This is a genomic window from Methylobacterium variabile (assembly GCF_001043975.1).
Classification (GTDB): Bacteria; Pseudomonadota; Alphaproteobacteria; order Rhizobiales; family Beijerinckiaceae; genus Methylobacterium; species Methylobacterium variabile.
In genome coordinates this window covers 12,544-35,138 of the sequence record NZ_LABY01000225.1, presented here as the reverse complement: position 1 = coordinate 35,138, position 22,595 = coordinate 12,544, and the positions used below count along the sequence as shown (strand labels likewise).

Here is a 22,595-nt window from a genome sequence, read left to right as displayed (position 1 = left end):
GGCGCGATCCAGAGCCTCAACGTCTCGAACGCCGCCGCGATCACGCTCTACGCCCTGATGCCCCGCGCCTGACGACGGCAGGCGCGGGCAGGCCGGCGGCGGGAGGTGTCAGCGCCAGAACGGGCGCACGTCGATCAGGGCCTCGTGGGCCTTCTCGGCCTCGGCCAGCAGCCGCTCGGTCCGCGCCTCGGTGTCGGCGGTGGCGAGCCCCGCGGCGAAGACCGCGCCCTCGGGCGCGCCCTTCGCGAGATCGATCGCGAGGGTGTGGGCGGTGGCGATGTCGTTGAGGTCGCCGAGGTGGTCCTGGAGGTCGGCCAGCGCCGCCGCGAAGGCCTTGTGGCGCTTGGCGGCTTTCTTTCCGTCGTAGAGAGCGGCGAAGAACTCGGCGCCGTAGCGCAGCTTCTTCGCCGCGATCCGCACCTGGTGGCGCGCCTCGGGGTCGAGCTCGGCGAGGTGGCGCCCGCGCTTCTTCACTTGGCGGCGGCGGCGCTCCAGCTCCTCGGTGGCGAAGGCCCGGGCCGGGCCGTCGCGGCGCGCGGCCTGCGGGTTGTCGGGCCCGAGCCAGGGGCCGGCCTCGATCCAGGCGACGAGGTCGAGGAGGAAGCCGCGCCACTCCTGGCTCTCCAGCACCGCCCGCACGGCGTCGTGGGCCGCGGCGCGCTCGGTCTCGAGGTGGCGCTCGAGGATCAGGAGGCCCTGCTCGTCGGGACGCCGCTCGCGCTCGAGCGGCAGCGTCTTGCCGAGATAGACGTCGAGGTTGCGGGCGTGGCCGAAGGGCTCGCTCAGGCGCTTCAGCTCGGCCTTGATCGCCGGGGTGCGGCGATCCTCGATCACCGCGCCGAACAGCGAGAAGGCCGAGCGCAGGCGGCGCAGGGAGACGCGCAGCTGGTGCAGCGCCTCGACGTCGCGCCGGCCGAGCAGCACGGTCTCGTTGAGGCGGGTCTGCCGCAGGCAGGCATAGGCCACCGCCCGGAACGCCTCGGCCGTCGTCATCTCCGGGGCGAGGGGGACGGGCTCGGCCTTCACGGCCCGGCCGAGGCGGTCCTTGAGCAGGGCGTCGCCGCGCTCGAACTTGCTCAGCACGCCGAGGCGCAGCGGCACGTCGGCGCCGAGGGAGCGGGCGAGGTCGAACAGGGCCGAGGGCGAGCCGCCGGTCAGCTCGAGCTCGAGCTCGCTGATCGGGGAGACCCGGTCGTCCGGCCCCCAGACCCGGCCGCGGTCGAGGACGACCTCGATCCGGCCGCCCTCCGGTCCGCCATCGGCGAGGCGCCGCACGCTGCGGGTCACCGTGGACGTGTAGAGGGGGGTCAGGTCCTCGACCCCGTCGAGGAGCTTGGCGACGGGGGTGCCGGCGAAGGCCGCGGGCTCCGGCGCCGGCCCGGCGACCTCGCTCTCCCATTCCAGCCGGTCGAACAGGCCGGCCGCCGCCTTGCTCCGGGCCTTCACGGTCTGGACGTGGCGGTCGCCGTCCCGGCGCACCCGCAGGGTGTAGCCGGCCTCGCGCAGGCGGCCGTCCGGCGTGTCGAAGTAGACGGAGGTCAGCTCCGTCTCGGTCCACTCCCCGGCGAGCAGCGGGTGCTCCCGCAGGCGTGCGAGGTCGGAGGCCTCGACATCCAGCTTCAGCTCGGTCTCGCGCGGTTCGCTCATCACGGCGGTCCTGATCTCCCGGTGGGTCCGCCGACGGGCGGACGGCCCGCACAATGTCGGCGGGCAGATCGGAAATCATGGACGAGGCGGAAGGTTTCGCAAAGCCTTCCCGCACGGAACCGGCGCCGGGGACGCGCCGTCAGCGCGCCCGCAGGTGGGCGAGAAGCCGCGAAGCCCCGGCCTCCGGCGCGCGATCGTTCATCACCACGAGGTCGGCGGTCACCGAGGCCGAGCGGGCGAGCCGCGCCCCGAGGTCGCCGTCCTCGCGCCGGCCGCGGGCGGCGAGGCGGGCGGCCAGCACCTCGGGCGGGGCCGTGACCTCGACCACGGTGACGCCGGGCAGGCGCCGGCGCGCCTCGCCGACCGCGCGGCGCGACACGTTGCAGACCACGATGCGGCCGGCCCGGGCGAGGTCGGCGCTCGAGGCCGGCAGGGCGTAGCCGAGGCCGTGGGCGCGCCAGGACAGGGCGAAGCGCCCCGCCGCCTCGCCGGCGGAGAAATCCTCCTCGCTGATCGGCTCGTTGTCCTCGTGCGCCGAGGGCGCGCGGGTGACGAGGCGGCGCGGGAAGACGTAGCGGGGATCGCCCGCCAGGGCCTCGCGGGCGAGCCGCAGGAGCGTGTCCTTGCCGGCCCCGCTCGGGCCGACCACGAGGACGAAGCCGCCGGCGCCCATCAGGCCACCCGCCGGCCCTGGCGCCAGACCTGGCGCACCACCGGCACGCCCTCGGCGAGGCGGACCTGCACCAGATCGGCCCTGAGGCCCGGCGCCAGGGCGCCGCGGTCGGTGAAGCCGGTGGCCCGGGCGGGGTTCGCCGTCACGGTGGCGATCGCCGCGGGCAGGGTGATGGCGGAGACCCGCTCGGGGAGGCCGAAGGCGGCCATCACCAGGCTTCCCGGCACGTAGTCGGAGGAGAGCACGTCGAGGAGGCCCTCCCGCGCCAGGGCCTCGGCGGCGACGTTGCCGGAATGCGAGCCGCCGCGGATCAGGTTCGGCGCGCCCATCATCACGGTGATGCCGGCCTCGCGCGCCGCCTGCGCGGCCTCCATCGTGGTCGGGAACTCGGCCAGCCGCACGCCCTCGGCCTTCGCGAGGTCGACGTCGGCGAGGGTCGTGTCGTCGTGGCTCGCCAGCGCGATGCCGTGCTCGCGGGCCAGCGCGACGAGGGCCGGGCGGTTGATCGCGTTGAAGGCCTCGCCGTCGCGGATCTTCATCGCGGTGTTGGCCTGGATCTCCGTGATCGAGCGGCCGCCGCGGGTGGCGTAGGTGTAGTACTTCTCGATGTCGCGGAACTGGCGCTGGCCCGGGGTGTGGTCCATCAGCGAGATCAGCCCGACGGAGTACCGGGCGGTGAAGTCCCGCACCGTGTCGATCACGTCGGCGGAGGGAATCTCGCAGCGCAGATGCGTCAGGTGCTCGGCTCGGAAGAGGCCGGCGCCCTTGGCGGTCTCGACCGCCGCGGCGAGCTGCATCAGCTCGGGCCCCAGCCCGCTGCCGTCCGGGTCGCTGCCGGCGCGGAGCGAATCGAACACCGTGGTGATACCCGACGCCGCGATCTGCGCGTCGTAGGCGAGCACGGCGCCGAGGGGGTGCCAGCGCACCTTGGGGCGGGGCGCGTAGTGGCTCTCGAGGTGGTCGGTGTGCAGCTCGACGAGGCCCGGGATCAGGTGGTCGCCGTCGAGGTCGAGGCCGTTCTCCGGCGCCCGGCCCTCGCCGATCTCGGCGATGCGGCCGTCGACCACGGCGAGCCAGCCGCGCTGCACCCGGTCGGGCAGCACCAGGGTGGCGTTCTCGAGGATCCGGTCTTGCATGGAGGTCCCCTTACCTTAGGCCGCACGCTTCTGCGCGAAGGCGGTGACGTCGACCACCCGGGTCGCCACCGCCTCGCGCTCGTCGGTGTCGTGGAAGATGCCCAGGAGCGCGGCCCCGGCCGCCTGCCGGGCGCGGATCAGCTCCACCACCACGGCGCGGTTCTGCGCGTCGAGGGAGGCGGTGGGCTCGTCGAGGAGCAGGATCGGCCGCTCGGCGATCAGCCCGCGGGCGATGTTGACCCGCTGCTGCTCGCCGCCCGAGAAGGTCGCCGGCGGCAGGTCCCACAGGCGCTCGGGGAGGTTGAGGCGGGCGAGCAGCTCCTCGGCCCGCGCCAGCGCGACGTCGGCCGCCATGCCGCCCTCGCGACCGGCCGAGGCCACCACCTCGCGGGCGCCGACCCGGGGGATCACCCGCAGGAACTGCGACACGTAGGAGATCGTGCGGCGGCGCAGGGACAGCACCTGCCGGGGCGGCGCGGAGGCGACGTCGATCAGCGCCGCGCCGTCGCGCACCAGGATCTGCCCGCGGTCGCAGCGGTAGTTGCCGTAGGCCATCTTGAGGAGCGAGGACTTGCCGGCGCCGGAGGGACCGCCCAGCACCACGCACTCGCCCGGGTACACGGCGAGGTCGGCGCCCGCCATCACCGGCAGCTGCACGCCGCCGCGCAGGTGCAGGGTGAAGGTCTTGGCCACGTCGCGGAATTCGAGGGCGGGGGAGTTGCGGTCGGGCATCATGCGGCGAGCACCGAGGAGACGAGGAGCTGGGTGTAGGGCTCGGAGGGATCGTCGAGCACCTGGTCGGTGAGGCCGGTCTCGATCACCCAGCCGGCGCGCATCACCATCACCCGGTGCGACAGGAGGCGGGCCACCGCGAGGTCGTGGGTGACGATGACGAGCGCGAGGCCGAGCTCGGCGACGAGGCCGCGGATCAGGTCGAGGAGGCGCGCCTGGACCGAGACGTCGAGGCCCGAGGTCGGCTCGTCCATCAGCACGAGGCGCGGGCCGGTGACGAGGTTGCGGGCGATCTGCAGCCGCTGGCGCATGCCGCCGGAGAACCGCGTCGGCGGGTCGTCGATCCGGTCGGCGGCGATCTCGACCTTGGCCAACCAGTCGAGCGCGGTGCCGCGGATGGTGCCGTAGTGCCGGGCGCCGGCCCCCATCAGCCGCTCGCCGACATTGCCGCCGGCCGAGACCGCCATGCGCAGGCCCTGCCGCGCGTCCTGGCGCACGAAGCCCCAGTCGGTGCGCATCAAGGCCCGGCGCTCGGCCTCGCTCAAGGCGGCGAGGTCGCGCAACTCGCCGTCGCGCATCCGGTACGAGACGCTGCCGGAATCGGGCCGGAGCTCGGTGGCGATCAGCGACAGCAGGGTCGACTTGCCGGAGCCGGATTCGCCGACGATCGCCAGCACCTCGCCGGGATCGAGGTCGAACGACACGTCGGCGCAAGCCGTGCGGGCGCCGTAGCGCTTGGTCAGGCCGCGGGCCTGGAGCAGGGCGTCGCTCATGCCGTCGTCTCCTCGTCGCTTTCCGGGCTGTTCGATGCCATCGAAAGGCGCGGGCCTTCCCCTCTCCCGGCTGGCGGGGAGAGGGCTCCGGCAACCTCGTCGCCGACGGAGCTCGCGAAGGCGAAGCCGGAGCGAGGGTGAGGGGGTGATGCCGGAGGAGCCTCCTCCGGAGACACCCCCTCACCCTCGCCCTGCGGGCTCGCCGTGTCCCCGACAAGGGGGACCCGGCCCTCTCCCCGCCCGCGGGGAGAGGAGGAACCCGCGGCTTCTCCTTCCCTGGACAGCCTTTCATCGGCCGTGAACGGAGGATCCAGGCGAAAACTGTAGCCGTAGCGCTCGAAGCCGAGGCTCTCGTAGAAGCGGTGGGCGGGCTTCGCGTCGACGTTCGAGGTGAGGGCGAGCTTGTAGCAGCCCTTCTCGGCGGCCAGGCGGCCGGCCTCCCGCATCATCCGCCGGCCGAGGCCGGTGCCGCGCTCGGCGGAGGTCACCACCACGCTCTCGACCAGCGCGGAGGGCGTGCCCCAATGGGCGATGTTGTCGAGGATCACGAGGCAGAAGGTGCCGACGACCCGGCCCTCGGCCTCCGCAACGTAGAGCCCGTAATCGGGATAGGAGCCGAGGCGCGCGAGCAGCGCCTCGGCCTGTTCCAGGGTCGCGACCCGGCCGTCGTTCAGCTCGGCGTAGAGGCCGAGCACGACGGGCAGGTCGGGCTTCTGCGCGAGGCGGACGGTCAGGTCAGGCATGCGCCGCCTCCGCGCCGACATGCCCGTCGGCCCGGCGCTCCTCGCAATGGTCGGTGTCCGAGCAGACGAACATCCGCCCGCCGGCATCGTCGAGCAGCACCTCGTCGAGGTAGACGCCCTCGGCGCCGCAGAGGGCGCAAGGGCGGTCGAAGGCCTGGACCCGGAACGGATGGTCCTCGAAGTCGAGGCTGCGCACCCGGGTGTGGGGCGGCACGGCGTAGATCCGCTTCTCGCGGCCGGCGCCGAAGAGCTGGAGCGCCGGGCAGTCGTCCATCTTCGGGTTGTCGAATTTCGGCGTCGGCGAGGGGTCCATGACGTAGCGGCCCGCGACCTCGACCGGGTAGGCGTAGGTGGTGGCGATGTGGCCGTGGCGGGCGATGTCCTCGTAGAGCTTGACGTGCATCAGCCCGTACTCGGCGAGTGCGTGGAGCTGGCGCGTCTCGGTCTCGCGCGGCTCGAGGAAGCGCAGGGGCTCGGGGATCGGCACCTGGTAGACCAGCACCTGGCCCTCGTGCAGCGGCGCCTCCGGGATGCGGTGGCGGGTCTGGATCACCGTGGCGTCCCGGGTGCGGGTGGTGACCGCGACGTCGGCCGTGCGGGCGAAGAAGGCCCGGATCGAGACCGCGTTGGTGGTGTCGTCCGAGCCCTGGTCGATGACCTTGAGCACGTCGTCCTGACCCAGGATCGCGGCGGTGACCTGCACGCCGCCGGTGCCCCAGCCGTAGGGCATCGGCATCTCGCGCGAGGCGAAGGGCACCTGGTAGCCGGGAATCGCAATCGCCTTGAGGATCGCCCGGCGGATCATCCGCTTGGTGCCCTCGTCGAGATAGGCGAAGTTGTAGCCGGTCTCCGGCATGGCGACGGCGGTCGTCATTCCGCAGCCTCCTTCATCTCGGTCTCAGAGGGCGCGTGCCGGGCGGCGTGCTCGGCGCGCAGGCGCCGCACCAGCTCCAGCTCGGCCTGGAAGTCGACGTAGTGGGGCAGCTTCAGGTGCTCGACGAAGCCGGTGGCCTGGAGCGCGTCGCAATGCGCCAGCACGAATTCCTGGTCCTGCGCCGGGGCGCCGACCGGCTCGCCCAGCTCCTCGGCCCGCAAGGCCCGGTCGACCAGGGCCATCGCCATCGCCTTGCGCTCGCTCTGGCCGAAGGCGAGGCCGTAGCCGCGGGTGAACTGGGGCGGCGTCTCGGCGCTGCCGTGGAACTGGTTGACCATCTGGCACTCGGTCAGCGCGACCTCGCCGAGGGGCACGGGGAAGCCCAGCTCCTCCGGCACGAACTCGACCGCCACCGTGCCGACCCGGATCTCGCCGACGAAGGGGTGGGTGCGGCCGTAGCCGCGCTGCGTCGAGTAGCCGAGCGCCAGGACGAAGCCCTCGTCGCCGCGCGCCAGCGCCTGGAGCCGCAGGGCCCGGTCGGCCGGGAAGTCGAGGGGCTCGCGGGTGAGGTCGCCGGGCGGGGTGCCGTCGTCGGGGGCGGAGGGCTCGATCAGGCCGTCATGGCCGAGGAGATCGGTCACCCGCGGCGCGTGGGCGGCGTCCGCCAGCGGCTCGGCCTCTTCGGCCACCGGCGCCTCGCCCTCGGCGGCGAGCGCGAAGTCGATCAGGCGGTGAGTGTAGTCGAAGGTGGGTCCGAGCACCTGGCCGCCGGGCAGGTCCTTGTAGGTGGCGGAGATGCGGCGGCGCAACGTCATCGCGCCGGTCTCGACCGGCTCGGAGGCGCCGAAGCGGGGCAGGGTGGTGCGGTAGGCGCGCACCAGAAAAACCGCCTCGATCAGGTCGCCGCGGGCCTGCTTGAGCGCCAGGGCGGCGAGGTCGGGATCGTGCAGCGAGCCCTCGGTCATCACCCGGTCGACCAGGAGCGCCATCTGCTCGCGGATCTGCGCCACCGACAGATCGGGCACCGACACGTCGCCCCGGCGGCTCTCGGCCAGCAGCCGGTGCGCGTTGGCGATGGCGGCCTCGCCGCCCTTGACGGCCACGTACATGGCTAATCCTCCAGGGTGACGCGGGTGGAGCGCGGCAGCCCGGCGACGCGACCGGGGCCGGCCAGGATCAGGTCGATCCCCTGCGGGAAGCCCGCGTGGTTGCGGGCGAGGCGCGCGGAAAAATCCGCCGGCAGCGGCGAGGCCGCGAGGCGGGCGCTCCCGCGGATGCCCGGCCCCTCGAGGCGCCAGCCGCCGGGGCCGTCGCCGAGTTCGGAGACCGCCAGCACCAGGGTCGCGGAGCGGTCCGGATAGGCCGGCGTCCCGTTCGCGAAGATCGCGAAGTCCGGGCAGGCGGCGGCGTCCGAGACCAGGGCGAAGGCCGCCTCGGCGGGGTCGTCGGTGATGCGGGCGCCGGTGTGGAAGCGCAGGAAGCCCGCCACCGCCGGATCCCGCGCGAGCCCGGCATCGAGCCAGAGCGGCGCGTCGGAATCGGCCAGCGCCAGCGCGACCGCGGCGAGCTCGGGCGTCAGCGGCGCCGGGGGCGCCAGGCGCGTGGCCACGGGCTGGATCGTGCCGGGGCGGGCCAGCGCGTCCATCACGGCGCGGAAGACGCCCTGGGCGTCGTGGACGGGGTCGGCGAAGCCGCGCGCGAGCATGACGCCTCCCGCCATCAATCCTCTCCCCGGGCCATGGTGAAGAAGTTCACCCGCGTCGCCGCGATCCGACGCGCCTCGGCCTCGCGCTCGGCGGTGCGCCGCGCGGCCACGGGGGCGAGCGCCGCCTCGACGGGCGCGCGAAGCTCCGGCCGCTGCCAGAGCGCGTCGAGGGTCGCGGCCAGCCGCGCCTTCGCCCGGTCGCGGCCGAGATGGTAGGCGAAGCCGGTCTCGCCGCTGGCCAGGCGCACCGCCGCGCGGGTCACCGTCGCCTCGCCAAGGTTGAACGGCCGGCCGTCGCCGCCGATGCGCCCGCGGGTCATCACCAAGCCGGTCTCCGGCGGGCGCAGGTCCTCGGGCTCGCCCGGGGTGCCGACCTCCGCCAGGGCGTCGCGCAGCTCCTCCGCGCGGGCCGCGCCGCACAGGGCCATCACGGCCCGGCGGGCGGCGAGATCGGGCGTTTCGGCCGGGGATGGGGTATGGTCGGGCATCGCGGGATCCGCTGGCATCGGGACTGCCTGCTGGCATCGGTGTTGTCTAGTGGTATAGACAACCGAAGAACCGGGAGCAAATGAAAGTTGGATGACGGTATGAGCGCGGGTGGCGACGGCCCGGTGACGGTCCTGGCACGGGGGGAGGGGCTGGCAGCGTGGCGCCAGATCGCGGACGGCCTCGCCGCCGACATCGAGGCCGGGCGCCTCGCGGGCGGCGCGCAGCTGCCGACGGAGGCGGCCCTGGCGGCGCGGTTCGGGGTCAACCGCCACACCGTGCGCCGGGCGCTGGCGGCGCTCGCCGAGCGCGGACTGGTGCGCGCGACGCAGGGGCGCGGCACCTTCGTGGAGACGCCGCGCCTCGCCTACCCGATCGGCCGGCGCACGCGCTTCTCGGAGATCGCGAGCAAGGCCGGGCGCGAGGCTTGGGGCGACCTGATCGCGGCCGGCAGCCTGCCGGCGGACGCCCCCACTGCCGAGGCCCTGGGGATCGCGGCGGGCGATCCGATCCTCGAACTGCAGACGGTGCATCGGGCGGACGGCACGCCGCTCTCGACCGCCCGGACCTGCCTGCCACTGCCGCGCTTCGCCGGCTTCGACCGGGCCTACGCGGCCCTCGGCTCGCTCACCCGCGCCTATGCCGAGTTCGGCGTCGCCGACTACACCCGCCTCTCGACCCGCATCGGTGCCCGCCCGGCCGCCGCCGACGAGGCCGCCCGGCTCGACCTGACGCCCGGCCGGGTGCTGATCGTGCTCACCAGCATCAACGTCGATGCGGCGGGGATCCCGATCCAGGCGACGCGCAGCCTGTTCGCGGCGGACCGGGTGGAGCTGGTGGTGGAGGGACTGGGCTGAAACCTCAGCCGGCGCGACCATGCGAAGGGGGACATCCGACCCCCTCAGCATCGTTCGCCGAAGCGGTCACCGGCTCGGCGGCTCTTCACTCTTCCGCCGCCCGGACGGCACCATCGTGCCGCACATCCCGCCATCGCGCCGCGCCAACCTATCGAGAACGGCGCGAACCTTTCGGAGCCGAGCCTCGGCCCGCGAATGCGACACGACCAGCGCCGGTGAGGCGGAGACAACGGGATCCGGCGCCGCTGCGCCCGACGCGTGTCACGGATTCACGCCCGGACGCGCAGTATCGAACGTCCCACCGGGACTGAAATCCGGATCCGTCCCCGAGCGGCCTTTCCGGATGCTGAACCCGGGCGGGTACGAGGTCCGGTCCTGGCCGGTGGCCGTTCCTCTTCCCCTCGGGGCGTGTGCCGACAGAAGGATCAGGCTTGCGAGGCCTCGACGATCCGAATGTCGCGCTCGGCTCCGCCGGCCAGGGCCGCGAGCGCTTCCTGGTAGGCCGCGCTGTCATGCGCCGCCTTCGCCTGCTCCACGCTGTCGAACTCAATGACGACGGTGCGCTGCGCGAGTCCCGCCTCGTAGGTATGGGCAGGCAATCCCCGCACGAGGATTCGCCCGCCGGCCGCGGCGATCGCCGGTCCGCTCAACCTGGCATACGCGGCCAACGCGTCGGGATTGCTGACCGAGCGATACGTCGCAACCCAGTAGGCCTTGGCCATCGTTCCTCTCCACGGTGCAGAATCGGACGCGGCACGGCGTCCTCGTCGGGCAGAGCAGCCCGAGTGGTCACGCCCTGCCGAGCCTGCGTCGTAGAATGTCAATCCATGGGCCGATCCGCGCAAGGGGGCCGCGATCCGGACGGTCGCGGCGGCATGAGCGAACGGCCGCTCTCCACCTCGCGGTCGTTCAGGCCGTCGAGCAGCGAGAAAGGGGTGGAGCTGCGACGCGCAATCCCCGGCAGACCGCCTGGCCCCGAACTTCCTTGCCTAACGGAAGTTACCCCGGTGCCTCGAGCCGGAGCCATCGATGCCCACCCGCCTGACCTGCGCCGCCCTCTTCCTGATCGCCGGCGCCCTGCCGCTCGGCCTGCCGACGCCGGCGGAGGCCGGGCCGGCGCAGTCCTACCAGTACCGCGCCAAGCGTCTCGGCAACGTCTGCCGCCCGCCGCTGAAATTCGCGGCCGGCGCCTGCGTGCGCCGGTGCCCGGCGGGCTACCGGGACACCGGCCGCTACTGCCGCTTCCGCAACATGCAGCGCTGACCCGAGGCCGGGGCCTATTTCGCCGCCGCCTTCACCAGCGGGCATCCGCCTTCCGCCATCGGCCGGAACGCCTCGTCGCCCGGCACGGTGGCAACGAGCTTGTAGAGGTCCCACTCGCCCGTCGATTCCTTCGGCGTCTTCACCTGCATCAGGTACATGTCGTGGACCATGCGGCCGTCCTCGCGGATCCGGCCGTTGCTCGCGAACATGTCGTTGACCGGCAGCTCGCGCATCTTGGCGACCACCGTCTTCGCGTCGTCGGTGCCGGCCGCCTGCACGGCCTTGAGGTAGTGCAGCACCGACGAGTAGACGCCGGCCTGGTGCATCGTCGGCATCAGCCCGGCCTTCTCCTTGAAGCGGTTGCCGAAGGCGCGGGTCTCCGGCGTGCGGTCCCAGTAGAAGGCGGTGGTGAGGAGCAGGCCCTGCGCCACGTCGATGCCGAGGCTGTGCACGTCGTCGATGTTGATGAGGAGCGCCAGCAGGGTCTGGCCGCCCTGGACCAGCCCGAACTCGTGCGCCTGCTTGACCGCGTTGATGGTGTCGCCGCCCGCATTGGCGAAGGCGACGAGCTTGGCGCCCGAGCCCTGCGCCTGGAGCAGGAACGACGAGAAGTCGGCGGTGGCGAAGGGCGCGCGCACGGTGGAGACCACCTTGCCGCCGGAGCGCTTCACCTCCGCGATCGCGTCGCGCTCGAGGGCGTGGCCGAAGGCGTAGTCGGCGGTGACGAAGGTCCAGGTGTCGAGGCCCTTCTTCACCGCGGCGCTGCCGGAGACGTGCGAGAGCGCGTAGGTGTCGTAGGTCCAGTGGATGCCGGTGGGCGAGCATTGCGGGCCGGTGAGGTCCGAGGTGCCGCCGCCCGAGACGATGAGCAGCTTGCCCTTCTCCTTGGCGATCTGCTGCACGGCCAGCGCCACCGAGGAGGTCGGCACGTCGAGGATCACGTCGACGCCGTCCCGGTCGTACCATTGCCGGGCGACGTTGGAGCCGATGTCGGGCTTGTTCTGGTGGTCGGCGAAGACGACCTCGATCGGCTTGCCGTCGAGGGTGCCCCCGAAGTCCTTCACCGCCATCTCGGCGGCGATCACCGAGCCGCGGCCGGTGGAATCGGCGTAGACGCTCGACATGTCGTTGAGCACAGCGAGCTTGACCTTGCCGTCGCTGAGGCGTGGCTCGGCGGCCCGGACCGGGGCCGCGAGGGCGCAGAGGGCCGCGGCGGTGAGCAACGTGGCGCGGAGGGGGGTGAGCATGGGCGTTCTCCCGGGCGCCGTCCGCTTCTGGTCGAGCGGATCGTGGCGCCGTGAGCCCATCAGAAGGGGTCGGGCGGCGGGACGCAAGCCGGGAAAGGACTTGCGAGACGGCAGAACGGCCATCCACCGCGTTTCACGACCGCTCGTCTCACCCACCGCGTGATTCCGGAGCCGCGCAGCGGAGCCCGGAGTGCCTAAGGCACGCCCAGAACCGCGGGTGATCCAGAATAGGGCGGACCGCATCCCGCCTCATTCTTCACCATACGCGGTTCTGAATTCCGGGCTCTCGCCTTCGAGCCACGGAATGCCTCAGAGAGGCGGACAAGTCGGCGCGGCGACGTCGCATCATCTTTCAGCGGCCCGCTGTCACCGCAGCGCGATCGCCAGCAGCGACCCGGCGATCGCCCACAGCGCCAGGGTCGACCACACCATGCGCTTGGTCTCGATCCGGATGCGGCGCTCGACGCGGGAGACCTCGCGCAGGCCCTCCTCGTCGAGGCGCACCAGCACGCGCTTCGCCCGCTGGGCGAGGTCGGGCACGTCCGCCACCACGTCGGCGAGGGTCAGGACGGCGCGTCGGGCCTGGTCGGCCCGGCCGATCGGCCCGAGGTTGCGGGCGAGCCAAGCCCGCACCACCGGCTCGGCCGAGGTCCACATGTCGAGCCGCGGATCGAGGGAGCGGGCGACGCCCTCGACCACCACCATGGTCTTCTGGAGCATCACCAGCTCGGTGCGGGTGCTCATGTCGAACAGGGCGGTGACGTCGAAGAGGAGCGTCAGCACCTTCGCCATCGAGATCTCGTCGGCCCGGCGCTGGTGAATCGGCTCGCCGATCGCCCGGATCGCCTGCGCGAAATCGTCGACGGAGTGGTGCGAGGGCACGTAGCCGGCCTCGAAATGCACCTCCGCCACCCGGCGGTAGTCGCGCAGGATGAAGCCCAACAGGATCTCGGCGAGGAAGCGGCGCTCCTTGATGCCGAGCCGGCCCATGATGCCGAAATCCACCGCCACCAGGCGCCCGGCCGGATCGACGAACAGGTTGCCGGGATGCATGTCGGCGTGGAAGAAGCCGTCCCGGATGGCGTGGCGCAGGAACGACTGGATCACCGTCTGCCCGAGGACCGCCGGGTCGTGGCCGGCCGCCACGATCGCCTCGCGGTCGTTGAGGCGGATGCCGTCGATCCACTCGCTCGCCAGCACGTCCCGGGCGGTCAGCTCCCAGACCGGCTGCGGCACCCGGAACTCGGGATCGTCCTTGATGTTCTCGGCGAGTTCCGAGAGGGCGGCGGCCTCGAGCCTGAGGTCCATCTCCATGGCGACGGAGCGGGCGAGCGTCTCCACCACCTCCCGCGGGCGCAGGCGCTCGGCCTCCGGCCGCAGGGCCTCGACCACCCGGGCCATGAAGCGCATGGCCTGGATGTCGCGGGCGAAGCGCTCGCGCACCCCCGGCCGCATGATCTTGACCGCGACCACCCGCTCGGTGCCGTCGCGGTCGCGGTAATGGGCCTTGTGGACCTGGGCGATCGAGGCGGCGGCGATCGGCGCGCTGAACGAGCTGAACACCTCGGCGAGCGGCTTGCCGAGGGACGCCTCGAGGGTCGCGACCGCCACCTCCTGCGGGAAGGGCGGCACCCGGTCCTGCAGGCGCTCGAGGTCGCGGGCGGCCGCCATGCCGACGATGTCGGGCCGCGTCGCCAGGAACTGGCCGAACTTGACGTAGGAGGGCCCGAGCCGGGTCAGGGCGGAGGGCAGGCGGCCGGGGCCGAGGCCCGGCCGCTCCAGCTTGCGGCCGAAGCGCAGGACGAGGCGCAGGTGGGGCGGCAGCTCGGCGGCGTCCACGAAGGCGAGCGCGCCCTCGCGGGCCATCACCCAGCCGACATGGATGCCCCGCGCGAGGTGGGCGACGACGCTCAGCACGGGCGGCGGCTCACGCGAGCTTCCAGCCGGAATGGATGGCGCAGATGCCGCCCGAGAGCGGCCGGTGGGTGACGTGGCCGAAGCCGGCCTCCTCGATCATCCGCGCGAAGGCGCCGGCGGTCGGGAAGCGGCGGATCGACTCGACGAGGTACTGGTAGGATTCCTTGTCGCCGGCCACCAGCGAGCCGAGGCGCGGGATGACCCGGAACGAGTAGGCCTCGTAGAGCTTGTCGAGCCCCGGCACGTCGACGTGCGAGAATTCGAGGCACAGGAAGCGCCCGCCGACCTTGAGCACCCGGTGCGCTTCCGCCAGCGCGTGCTCGATCCGCGGCACGTTCCTTATGCCGAAGGCGATGGTGTAGGCGTCGAAGGTCTCGGGCGGCATCGGCAGCGCCTCGGCGTTGCCGGCCACGAAGTCGATGCGCGAGCCGTACCGCTGGCCCGCCCGCTCGCGGCCGACGCCCAGCATCGCCTCGTTGATGTCGAGCACCGTGACCTTGGTGTCGGGCCCGCCCGCCTCCAGGGTCCGGAAGGCGATGTCGCCGGTGCCGCCGGCCACGTCCAGCAGGCGGAACGGCCGGGTGCGCGAGGGCCGCAAGGTCGACACGAAGGCGCTCTTCCACGCCCGGTGCAGGCCGCCCGACATCAGGTCGTTCATCAGGTCGTAGCGCTTGGCCACCGAGCGGAAGACCTCGTTGACGCGGTCCTGCTTCTCCTCGAGCCGGACGCGCTCGAAGCCGAAATCGGTGCTGGTCTCGTCGCCGGCCATGCGGTCTGGTCCCCTGTCAGGCGGCCTGCATAGCGAAGCCGGTGGCAAATCACCATCTTGGCCTGCGATCGCGAGAGGTGCGCTTCGTCGCGCCCATTCCCCTTGTCCACGGGAGACCGATGCCCGAGCTGCCCGAAGTCGAGACCGTGCGAAGGGGCCTCGAGCCCGCCCTGGTCGGCGCCCGCTTCACCGAGGTCGTACTGAACCGGCCGAACCTGCGCTTCCCCTTCCCGCCGCGCTTCGTCGAGCGGGTGCGGGGCCAGGAGGTCGCGGCCCTGTCGCGGCGCGCCAAGTACCTCGTCGCCGAGCTCTCCTCCGGCGAAGCGCTGATCATGCATCTCGGCATGAGCGGGCGGTTCGACGTGCGATTGCCGGACGGGCGGCACCTCTCGCCGGGCGACTTCTACCTCGAGGGCGCGCAGGGGCAGGCGAAGCACGATCACGTCGACTTCCGCCTCTCGAACGGCGCCCGGGTCGTCTACAACGACGCCCGCCGCTTCGGCTTCATGGACCTGGTGCCCTCGGCGGAGCTCGCCACCAGCCGCCACTTCGCCAGCATGGGCATCGAGCCCCTCGGCAACGAGCTCTCCGGCGAGACGATCGCGCGGCTCTTCGCGGGCAAGCGCACGCCGCTCAAGGCCGCGCTCCTCGACCAGCGGCTGATCGCGGGCCTCGGCAACATCTACGTCTGCGAGGCGCTGCACCGGGCCAGGCTCCACCCGGAGGCCGCGGCCGGGACGCTCGCCGACGCCGCCGGCCGCCCGACGCCGAAGGCCAAGCGCCTCGCCACGGTGATCCGCGACGTCCTGACCGAGGCGGTGGCGGCCGGCGGCTCGACCCTGCGCGACTACGTCCACACCGACGGCAGCCAGGGCGCCTTCCAGCACGCCTTCCGGGTCTACGACCGCGAGGGCCTGGCCTGCACGGCGAAGGGCTGCCGCGGCGTGGTCCGGCGGCTGGTGCAGTCGGGGCGGTCGACGTTCTACTGCGAGACCTGCCAGCCAGGGTGAGGGCGCGTGCGAACGCCCAACCCGTCCGTGAAGGGAGGCTTATGCGCGCGGTGTCCGGATCGGCCGATCTCATCGATTTCGCCGGTCCGGATGTGGGCGAGGACTGACCCGACGAAGCCCCGGCCGGCTCAGGCCTGACGACGTATCGGAGGCTGCCGGTCCGCCCTGCCGGCTCCGGGCCTTGTCCCGACGCCGCGCCTCCATAATCCTGGTCGTCGCCGAAATTTTCGATCGTATCGTATGTTATCGCACCTTCGCACCGATTGTATTCTATGCGCGTTGCATCGCAAAATTCCAAGCAACGCGATGCAACAATAACAGCAAATCGAAGAAAGACTATAAGTAGAGCCACATCCGGGGAGGGCGGGGGCCCCGGCACATCGTCTGACAGAGACGAGGAGTATCCAAATGGCTACGACCCAGCATTCCGAACAAGCCAAGAAGACCGAGCCAGTCAAGAATGCTCAGGACGGTGCATCCAACGGTATCGAGCACGGGGCCGCGCAGGCGTCCAGGATGGCCGACCTCGCCAAGGACAATCTCGACCGCGTCGGCTCCCTGCAAGGCAAGACCGCAGACAACGCGCAGCAGATCATGCAGATGAGCGTCGAGACGGTCTCGCGCACCGCGCGCGAGTTCAACGAGCAACTGGCGCGGACGGTCGGCGTCGGCAGCGAGGACGGCGAGCGGTTCGCCGAGCAGGCCCGGCAGAACACCGAGGCCATCGCCCGCTGCGGCACGGTCATGACCCACGCGATGCAGGACGCCTGGCGCAGCTCCGTGGAGCTCGGGCAGAAGCGCTGGCAGCGCAATCTCGACGGCCTGAAGCGGCTGGCCGGGGCCCGCTCGGTGCAGGAATTCTCGATGCTGCAGAGCGAGATGATGCGCGAGAGCGTGCAGAGCCTGGTCCAGGACGCCCAGGCCGTGGCGGAGAAGTCGCTGCGCTCCTTCGAGGAGGTCGGCAAGATCTGCTCCAGCGTCAAGCCGCTGCCGGCGGCCCGCTGAGGCAGGGGCCCGCGCCCCCGACCGGGGGGCGCGGGCCCAAGGTTTCGATTCAGACCGTCCGGCCGCCGTCGATCGGCATCTCGACGCCGGTGATGAACTCCGCCTCGTCGGAGGCCAGGAACAGCGCCACGTTGGCGATGTCGGTGGCGCGCGACATCCGGCCCAGCGGAATCGTGGCGACGAACTTGGCGCGGTTCTCGGGCGTGTCCGGGACGCCCATGAAGGCCTCGAGCAGGCCGGTCTCGCCCATCACCGGGCAGAGCGCGTTGACGCGGATCTTCCACGGCGCCAGCTCGACGGCGAGCGACTTCGACATCAGGTTCACCGCCCCCTTCGAGGCGTTGTACCAGGTCAGGCCCGGCCGCGGCCGGATGCCGGCGGTCGAGCCGACGTTGAGGATCACGCCGCCGCCGTTGTCGCGCATTGCCGGCGCCAGCGCCCGGACGAAGTGGAAGATCGACTTCACGTTGACCCGGAAGACCCGGTCGAACGCCTCCTCGTCGACCTCCATCAGCGGCTGGTTGCGGTGGGTGGTGCCGGCATTGTTGACGAGGATGTGGGGCGTGCCGAAGGCCTCGGTGGTGCGCCGCACCGCCGCCTGCACGTCCTCCGCGCTGCCGACATCGGCCGCGATGGCGATCGCCGCCGCCCCGATCTCTTTTGCGACGCGCTCGGCGGCGTCGCCACGCAGGTCGAGCACCGCGACCTTGGCGCCCTCCTCGGCGTAGCGCTTGGCGATGCCCTCGCCGAAGCCGCCGCCGGCGCCGGTGACGATCGCGATCTTGCCGTTCAGCCTCATGGGATCACTCCTTGTACGTCAGGCGGCCGAGATCTCGCCGCGCTCGATCTGGATGGTGGTGTCGACGAGCGCCCGCAGCAGGTCCGGGCTGCTCTCGGTGATCAGGATCGCGACGTCGGGCAGCGCGGCCCGCAAGCGGGCCAGGGCCTCGGCGTAGCGAAGGGCCAGCGCCGGGGCGAGGCCCTGGAACGGCTCGTCGAGGAGCACCGCCCGCGTGCCGACCATCAGCGCGCGGCCGAGCGCCACCATCTTGCCCTGGCCGCCCGACAGGCCCGCCGCCTTGCGGGGGGCGAAGTCCTTCAGCTCCGGCAGGAGGGCGTAGACGGCCTCGAGCCGCCGCGAGACTTCCCCTCTCGGCAGGCCCAGCACCTGGGCCGGCAGCAGCAGGTTGTCCTGCACCGTGAAGCTACCGAACAGCTTGCGCTCCTCCGGGGCGTAGCCGATGCCCAGCCGAGCGCGGTGATGGGCCGGAACAGAGCCGGCCTCCTGCCCGTCGAGCGCGATCGAGCCGGCCCGCAAGGGGAGGAGCCCCATCAGGGCGCGCAGCGTCGTGGTCTTGCCGGCGCCGTTGCGGCCGATCAGCGCCACGCGCCCGCCCGGCGGCACCTGGAGCGAGACCCCGCGCAGCACGGGTGCGCCCGCGATCTCGACCGCCGCTCCCTCAAGCCGCAGCATGGGCGCCTCCCACGGGTGCGATGCCGATCACCGTGCGCTGCACCTCGGGGTCGTTGAGGATCTGGGAGGGAGGCCCGAGCGCCGCGATGCGCCCCTGGCCCCACACCGCGACCCGGTCGGCGAAGCGCCCGACCACCTCCATGTCGTGCTCCACGAACACCGCCGTCACGCGCGCCTCGCGCAGGACCCGCACCAGGGTCTCGACGATCGCCATCTTCTCGGCCGCCGCGACGCCGCTCGTCGGCTCGTCCATCAGGAGCAGGCGAGGGCGGAGCGCCACCGCCATCGCGATGTCGACGAGCTTGCGGGCGCCCTCGTTGAGGGCATCGGCCCGCACCTCGGCGATGCGGGAGAGGCCGAAGCGCGAAATCAGCTCCGCCGCCTCGTCGCGGAAGCGCGGGCGCAGCAAGGGGCTCAGCACCGACCACACGCCCTCGCGGGCCGCCACGGCCAGCGCCACGTTCTGCAGCACCGTGTGCTCGGTGAAGAGCTGCGGCAGCTGGAAGCTGCGCGCGACGCCAAGACCGACGATGCGCCGCGGCGACAGGCCGAGGATCGGCCGGCCCTCGAAGGCGATCGAGCCGCCTTGCGGCTTCAGGTAGCCGGTCGTCATGTTGATGAAGGTGGTCTTGCCGGCGCCGTTCGGGCCGATGATCGCCAGGAACTCGCCGGCCTCCACGTCGAGGTCGATCCCGTCGGCGGCCTTGAGGCCGCCGAAGGCGAGGCGCAGGCCCCTGGCCGAGAGGAGCGCGGTCATGCGGCCCTCCTGCGGCTCGCGATCATCCCCCAGATGCCGCCCGGCGCGAACACGATGACGCCGAGGAGCACGAGGCCGAGCACCATCTGCCAGGCATTGGCGAAGGTGGCCGCCGCGTAGACCCGGGTCAGCTCGTAGGCCGCGGCCCCCAGGAACGGCCCGATCACGCTGCCGGCCCCGCCGAGGATCGCGATGAAGACGAGCTCTCCGGACGTGGTCCAGTAACTGAGCGCCGGCGTCACGTGACGGGTGGTGAGCGCGATGATCGCGCCGGCAAAGCCCGCCATCACGGCGGACGCCACGTAGGCCGCGAGCAGCACGCGCTTCGGCGACACGCCCATGAAGTCGAGCCGGGTCTCGCGGGTCTTGATGCCGGCCAGCGCCTCCCCGAGAGGGGAAGCCAGGGCCACCCGCACCAGCGCACCGCAGGCGAGCGCCAGCACGAGCGCCATGCCCAGCACCGTCCACTCGCCCGCCTCGCCGGCGAGCGGCCGGCCGAGGAAGGTCACGGGCGGGAGCCGGATGCCGTCGGCGCCGTGGGTGAGGGAGTAGAACTTCTCCAGCACCGAGTAGAACACCATGCTGAGCGCGAGATTCAGCATGCCGAAGAAGATCTCGCGGTAGCGCACCACGAACAGGCCGATCAGCAGGCCGACCACGCCCGCGAGGAAAGCCGCGGCGGGCAGGAGCAGCAGGGCCTCCGGCACCACGACCGCCCCGAACGCCACCGTGTAGGCGGCGAGCGCCAGGTAGAGCGCGTGGCCGAAGCTGACCTGGCCGGCCCGCAGCAGCAGCAGGATGCCGAGCACCGCCAGCCCCTTGGCGAGCGCGATGGTGAGGACGAAGCGCAGCCACGGCACCGCGTAGGCGAGCCCTAGAACCAGCACGGCGCCGGCGAGGGCGAGGAGGGTTTCGGAACGGCGGGTCATCGGGCCACGCCTCCTTGGGTGAGAGCGCAGGTCATATCCGCCGGGTCTCCGCCACGCCGAACAGCCCCTGCGGCCGGAAGAGCAGCACCGCCACCATGATGGCGTAGGGCACCACCACCTCGAACTCGGGCGCCACGTAGACCGCGAAGGAACGGCCGAGGCCGATCAGGAGCGCCGCGACCGCCGCTCCCTCGATCTGGCCGAGGCCGGCGGTGGCCACCACCGCGAAGGAGAGCACGATGGTCGAGGCGCCCACACCCGGCACCAGCGACACGGTGGGCGCCGCGAGCGCCCCACCGAGGGCGGCCAGCGCCGCACCGACCGTGAAGGTGAGCATCGTCACCTTGGCGGCGTCGATGCCCATGGCGCGCGCCGCCTCGCGGTCGACGGTCACGGCGACGACCATGCGGCCGGTGAGCGTGTAGCGGAGCACGTAGGCGAGGATGGCGAGGGTGGCGAGCGCCACCCCCGGCAGCACGTAGAGCTGGTAGGCGGTGAACGGGATGACGTCGGTCCCGAACGGCACGTCGACGGTGCCGAGCCACTTCAGCGGCGCGTCGAACACCACCGGCTGCACGCCCCAGACCAGCTTCTGCAGGTCCTCCAGGATCATGAACAGCGCGAAGGTGACGAGGAGCTGCAGCACCGGCTCCCGGTCCTGCATCCGGCGCAGCAGGAGCCGCTCGATCACCGGCCCGAGCAGGGCGCCGACGAGGACCGCCGCCGCGAGCAGGATCGGCAGGCCGAGCCAGGGCGGCGCGCCGAGGGAGGCCGCGAACAGCCCGATCGACGCGGCCGCGTAGCCGCCGATGGCGTAGAGGCTGCCATGGGCGACGTTGAGCACCCGCAGCACGCCGAACACCAGGTTCAGGCCCACCGCCACCATGAACACGGCGGCGGCGTAGGACAACCCGTCGAGCAGGGCGAGCCCGACGAGGATCCCGTTCTCCGACAACCAGGCCATGACGCTACTTGAAGGCCTGCGCCTGCGGGAGCTTCGCCACCATCTCGGGGGTCAGCGTCTTGAGCCAGTCGGCGCTCTTCTGGCCGACCGGCGTCGTCACGGACTCGGCCGGGAAGACGATCATGTCGGTGAGCACCGGGAACGGGTACTTGTCGGTGTGCAGCGTCGTGCCGATGAGCTGGTTCTCGAGGCCCTGGCCGTCCTCGCGGATGCGCACGCTGGCGGTGGGCGAGGGGAATTCGAGGCCCTTGAAGGCCGCTGCCAGCTCGGCATCGGTCGGCCAGCCGCCGCCCTTGGCCGCCACCGCCTTCTCGATGCCGACCTTCATCGCCGAGACGGCTTGCGCCATGTGGAAGCACGGATAGATCGGCCAGGCATTGTACTTGGCGCGGTAATTGTCGCTGAAGCGCTTCAGCCGCTCGGGATCGGCCGGCGAGGGGTGCAGGAACCAGTGGTCGCCCCGCGCGCCGACGATGTGGCCGGCCGGCAGCGCCTTGCCGACCCGCTGGAGCGAGGATTCGGCGAGCGGCATCACGAAGGTCGAGCGCTCGAACAGCTTGCGGTCCGAGGCCTGGCGGATCAGCGCGTCGAGGTCGCCGCCCCAGGAGGTCGACAGGACCACGTCGGGCCGCAGGGCCAGCACCCGGGTGATCTCGGTCGAGAAGTCGGTGGCGCCGAAGCGCGGGAACAGCTCGGCCGAGACCTTCACCCCGGGCTTCAGGGTGTTCATCGCGGTGCGGAAGATGTCCCAGGAATCGCGGCCCCAGGCGTAGTCCTGGTTGATCACCGCGATCGACTTGAAGTCGGGCTTGGCCTTCAGGAGGTAGAGGAGCGCCGCCAGGATCTCCGGCGTGGCGTTGGCCTGGGTGCGGAAGGCGTAATTGTAGCGGTTGTCCTCGAAGATGCGCTGGGTGCCGCAATCCCACAGCAGGGTCGGGCGCTTCAATTCGTCGGCGAGCGGCGCGCAGGCGATGCAGTCGGCCGAGGAGATCGCCGCGAAGATCAGGTGCACGCCCTCCGACTGCACCAGGCGGCGGTACTCACCGACCACGTGGTCGACGCCCGGGCCCTCGTCGACGAAGATCGGCCGCACCTTGATCCCGGCGATGCCGCCGGCGGCGTTGATCTCGTCGAACAGCATCTCGGCGGTCTGGCGGCCCGGCACGCCGAAGACGCTCGCGGGGCCCGACAGGTAGGTGGCGATGCCGACCTTCAGCTCGGCGGGCTTGGCCGCGCCCTGCGCCCAGGCGGAGCCGCCTGGCAACATCAGGCTCGCCCCTGCGGCACCCGCGCCGACCAGCGCCTCGCGCCGCGTGAGCATACCGGCACGACCCGTCCCAGCCATAGGCTTCCTCCCTGACTTCACGCGCGGACGGGCCCCTCTGGAGTTTGGCGTCGGGGGCCTCGCCGCGGCCGGGATCATGGGGGTGTGCTAGCCCCATGTCCAATAGCTTGTTCGGGCTCGAGCGAGAGGTTCTGGATATGGGATGGGCGGGTGCGGCTCGATCGTGGTGCGGCACATCGCACGACAATCGAGGCCAAGGCGCCGTCCGACATGGATCCACCCGAGCTCATCATCCAGATAAGCACTGCGCCCTTTCCCGGATCTCCTTCCGCTGACGCTCCGGTCGTCC

The 22,595-nt window shown here is 72.1% G+C and carries 24 protein-coding genes; 4 read left to right on the top strand and 20 right to left on the bottom strand.

The features are described from left to right. Positions 1 to 108 precede the first annotated feature (108 nt). The 10 genes from VQ02_RS27965 to phnG form a co-directional block, all read right to left on the bottom strand. Positions 109 to 1,647: a CYTH and CHAD domain-containing protein gene (locus tag VQ02_RS27965; protein ID WP_048447520.1), complete on the bottom strand. Its 1,539-nt coding sequence runs from the start codon at positions 1,645 to 1,647 to the stop codon at positions 109 to 111. 139 nt (positions 1,648 to 1,786) lie between these two features. Then, positions 1,787 to 2,320 carry a phosphonate metabolism protein/1,5-bisphosphokinase (PRPP-forming) PhnN gene (gene phnN / locus VQ02_RS27960; RefSeq protein ID WP_048447519.1) on the bottom strand — a complete coding sequence of 178 codons (534 nt, stop codon included), beginning with the start codon at positions 2,318 to 2,320 and terminating at the stop codon, positions 1,787 to 1,789. Next, positions 2,320 to 3,456: an alpha-D-ribose 1-methylphosphonate 5-triphosphate diphosphatase gene (locus VQ02_RS27955; protein ID WP_048447518.1), complete on the bottom strand. Its 1,137-nt coding sequence runs from the start codon at positions 3,454 to 3,456 to the stop codon at positions 2,320 to 2,322. The genes phnN and VQ02_RS27955 overlap by 1 nt, the downstream gene beginning before the upstream one ends. A 15-nt stretch (positions 3,457 to 3,471) precedes the next feature. Beyond that, the gene (gene phnL / locus VQ02_RS27950; RefSeq protein WP_048447525.1) at positions 3,472 to 4,188 is read right to left on the bottom strand and encodes a phosphonate C-P lyase system protein PhnL; all 717 of its coding nucleotides are present in this window, start codon (positions 4,186 to 4,188) and stop codon (positions 3,472 to 3,474) included. Beyond that, the gene (phnK, locus tag VQ02_RS27945; RefSeq protein WP_048447517.1) at positions 4,188 to 4,961 is read right to left on the bottom strand and encodes a phosphonate C-P lyase system protein PhnK; all 774 of its coding nucleotides are present in this window, start codon (positions 4,959 to 4,961) and stop codon (positions 4,188 to 4,190) included. Before phnK ends, phnL begins: the two co-directional genes overlap by 1 nt. Beyond that, entirely contained in the window at positions 4,958 to 5,704 is a 747-nt protein-coding gene (locus VQ02_RS39510; protein ID WP_245239878.1) for a GNAT family N-acetyltransferase, read from the bottom strand. The genes phnK and VQ02_RS39510 overlap by 4 nt, the downstream gene beginning before the upstream one ends. Further along, positions 5,697 to 6,578 (bottom strand): alpha-D-ribose 1-methylphosphonate 5-phosphate C-P-lyase PhnJ, encoded by an 882-nt coding sequence (locus VQ02_RS27935; protein ID WP_048447516.1) that lies wholly within the window; start codon positions 6,576 to 6,578, stop codon positions 5,697 to 5,699. Before VQ02_RS27935 ends, VQ02_RS39510 begins: the two co-directional genes overlap by 8 nt. Continuing rightward, positions 6,575 to 7,687, bottom strand: a complete 1,113-nt coding sequence (locus VQ02_RS27930) for a carbon-phosphorus lyase complex subunit (RefSeq protein WP_048447515.1) — start codon at positions 7,685 to 7,687, stop codon at positions 6,575 to 6,577. The genes VQ02_RS27935 and VQ02_RS27930 overlap by 4 nt, the downstream gene beginning before the upstream one ends. A 2-nt stretch (positions 7,688 to 7,689) precedes the next feature. After that, complete coding sequence (gene phnH, locus VQ02_RS27925) at positions 7,690 to 8,298, bottom strand: phosphonate C-P lyase system protein PhnH (protein WP_245239877.1); 609 nt, start codon at positions 8,296 to 8,298, stop codon at positions 7,690 to 7,692. Beyond that, a complete protein-coding gene (gene phnG / locus VQ02_RS27920; protein WP_083469497.1) occupies positions 8,298 to 8,771 on the bottom strand; it encodes a phosphonate C-P lyase system protein PhnG in 474 nt (157 codons plus the stop codon). Before phnG ends, phnH begins: the two co-directional genes overlap by 1 nt. Positions 8,772 to 8,870: 99 nt before the next feature. On the opposite strand from phnG, the gene phnF reads away from it, so the two are divergent. Next, entirely contained in the window at positions 8,871 to 9,626 is a 756-nt protein-coding gene (phnF, locus tag VQ02_RS27915; protein WP_048447514.1) for a phosphonate metabolism transcriptional regulator PhnF, read from the top strand. Between the two features lie 425 nt (positions 9,627 to 10,051). Here the strand turns inward: phnF and VQ02_RS27910 are convergent, their stop codons facing one another. Beyond that, positions 10,052 to 10,348: a DUF1330 domain-containing protein gene (locus tag VQ02_RS27910; RefSeq protein ID WP_048447513.1), complete on the bottom strand. Its 297-nt coding sequence runs from the start codon at positions 10,346 to 10,348 to the stop codon at positions 10,052 to 10,054. 307 nt (positions 10,349 to 10,655) lie between these two features. Here VQ02_RS27910 and VQ02_RS27905 point away from each other — a divergent pair, with 307 nt between their 5' ends. Continuing rightward, positions 10,656 to 10,889 carry a hypothetical protein gene (locus tag VQ02_RS27905; protein WP_048447512.1) on the top strand — a complete coding sequence of 78 codons (234 nt, stop codon included), beginning with the start codon at positions 10,656 to 10,658 and terminating at the stop codon, positions 10,887 to 10,889. A gap of 14 nt (positions 10,890 to 10,903) precedes the next feature. On the opposite strand, the gene VQ02_RS27900 is transcribed toward VQ02_RS27905, so the two are convergent. From VQ02_RS27900 to ubiE, 3 genes are all read right to left on the bottom strand, one after another. Beyond that, the gene (locus VQ02_RS27900; protein WP_048447511.1) at positions 10,904 to 12,136 is read right to left on the bottom strand and encodes an ABC transporter substrate-binding protein; all 1,233 of its coding nucleotides are present in this window, start codon (positions 12,134 to 12,136) and stop codon (positions 10,904 to 10,906) included. A 366-nt stretch (positions 12,137 to 12,502) separates the two neighbouring features. Next, on the bottom strand, positions 12,503 to 14,053 hold the full coding sequence (ubiB, locus tag VQ02_RS27895; RefSeq protein WP_048447510.1) for a 2-polyprenylphenol 6-hydroxylase: 1,551 nt from the start codon (positions 14,051 to 14,053) through the stop codon (positions 12,503 to 12,505). A gap of 10 nt (positions 14,054 to 14,063) precedes the next feature. Continuing rightward, the gene (gene ubiE / locus VQ02_RS27890) at positions 14,064 to 14,822 is read right to left on the bottom strand and encodes a bifunctional demethylmenaquinone methyltransferase/2-methoxy-6-polyprenyl-1,4-benzoquinol methylase UbiE (protein WP_048447509.1); all 759 of its coding nucleotides are present in this window, start codon (positions 14,820 to 14,822) and stop codon (positions 14,064 to 14,066) included. 119 nt (positions 14,823 to 14,941) lie between these two features. Between ubiE and mutM the strand changes: the two genes are divergently transcribed. Together mutM and VQ02_RS27880 are read left to right on the top strand one after the other, a co-directional pair. Continuing rightward, a complete protein-coding gene (gene mutM, locus VQ02_RS27885; RefSeq protein WP_048447508.1) occupies positions 14,942 to 15,832 on the top strand; it encodes a bifunctional DNA-formamidopyrimidine glycosylase/DNA-(apurinic or apyrimidinic site) lyase in 891 nt (296 codons plus the stop codon). Between the two features lie 408 nt (positions 15,833 to 16,240). Beyond that, the gene (locus tag VQ02_RS27880; protein WP_048447507.1) at positions 16,241 to 16,837 is read left to right on the top strand and encodes a phasin family protein; all 597 of its coding nucleotides are present in this window, start codon (positions 16,241 to 16,243) and stop codon (positions 16,835 to 16,837) included. 49 nt (positions 16,838 to 16,886) lie between these two features. Here VQ02_RS27880 and VQ02_RS27875 read toward each other — a convergent pair whose 3' ends face one another. The 6 genes from VQ02_RS27875 to VQ02_RS27850 are packed head-to-tail and all read right to left on the bottom strand — an operon-like array spanning position 16,887 to position 22,282. Next, positions 16,887 to 17,636 (bottom strand): SDR family oxidoreductase, encoded by a 750-nt coding sequence (locus tag VQ02_RS27875; RefSeq protein WP_048447506.1) that lies wholly within the window; start codon positions 17,634 to 17,636, stop codon positions 16,887 to 16,889. 18 nt (positions 17,637 to 17,654) lie between these two features. Then, positions 17,655 to 18,311 carry an ABC transporter ATP-binding protein gene (locus VQ02_RS27870; RefSeq protein WP_048447505.1) on the bottom strand — a complete coding sequence of 219 codons (657 nt, stop codon included), beginning with the start codon at positions 18,309 to 18,311 and terminating at the stop codon, positions 17,655 to 17,657. After that, complete coding sequence (locus VQ02_RS27865) at positions 18,298 to 19,068, bottom strand: ABC transporter ATP-binding protein (protein WP_048447504.1); 771 nt, start codon at positions 19,066 to 19,068, stop codon at positions 18,298 to 18,300. The genes VQ02_RS27870 and VQ02_RS27865 overlap by 14 nt, the downstream gene beginning before the upstream one ends. Further along, on the bottom strand, positions 19,065 to 19,997 hold the full coding sequence (locus VQ02_RS27860; RefSeq protein WP_048447503.1) for a branched-chain amino acid ABC transporter permease: 933 nt from the start codon (positions 19,995 to 19,997) through the stop codon (positions 19,065 to 19,067). The genes VQ02_RS27865 and VQ02_RS27860 overlap by 4 nt, the downstream gene beginning before the upstream one ends. A gap of 31 nt (positions 19,998 to 20,028) precedes the next feature. After that, positions 20,029 to 20,961 carry a branched-chain amino acid ABC transporter permease gene (locus VQ02_RS27855; protein ID WP_048447502.1) on the bottom strand — a complete coding sequence of 311 codons (933 nt, stop codon included), beginning with the start codon at positions 20,959 to 20,961 and terminating at the stop codon, positions 20,029 to 20,031. Between the two features lie 4 nt (positions 20,962 to 20,965). Further along, on the bottom strand, positions 20,966 to 22,282 hold the full coding sequence (locus VQ02_RS27850; RefSeq protein WP_048447501.1) for an ABC transporter substrate-binding protein: 1,317 nt from the start codon (positions 22,280 to 22,282) through the stop codon (positions 20,966 to 20,968). Positions 22,283 to 22,595 lie beyond the last annotated feature (313 nt).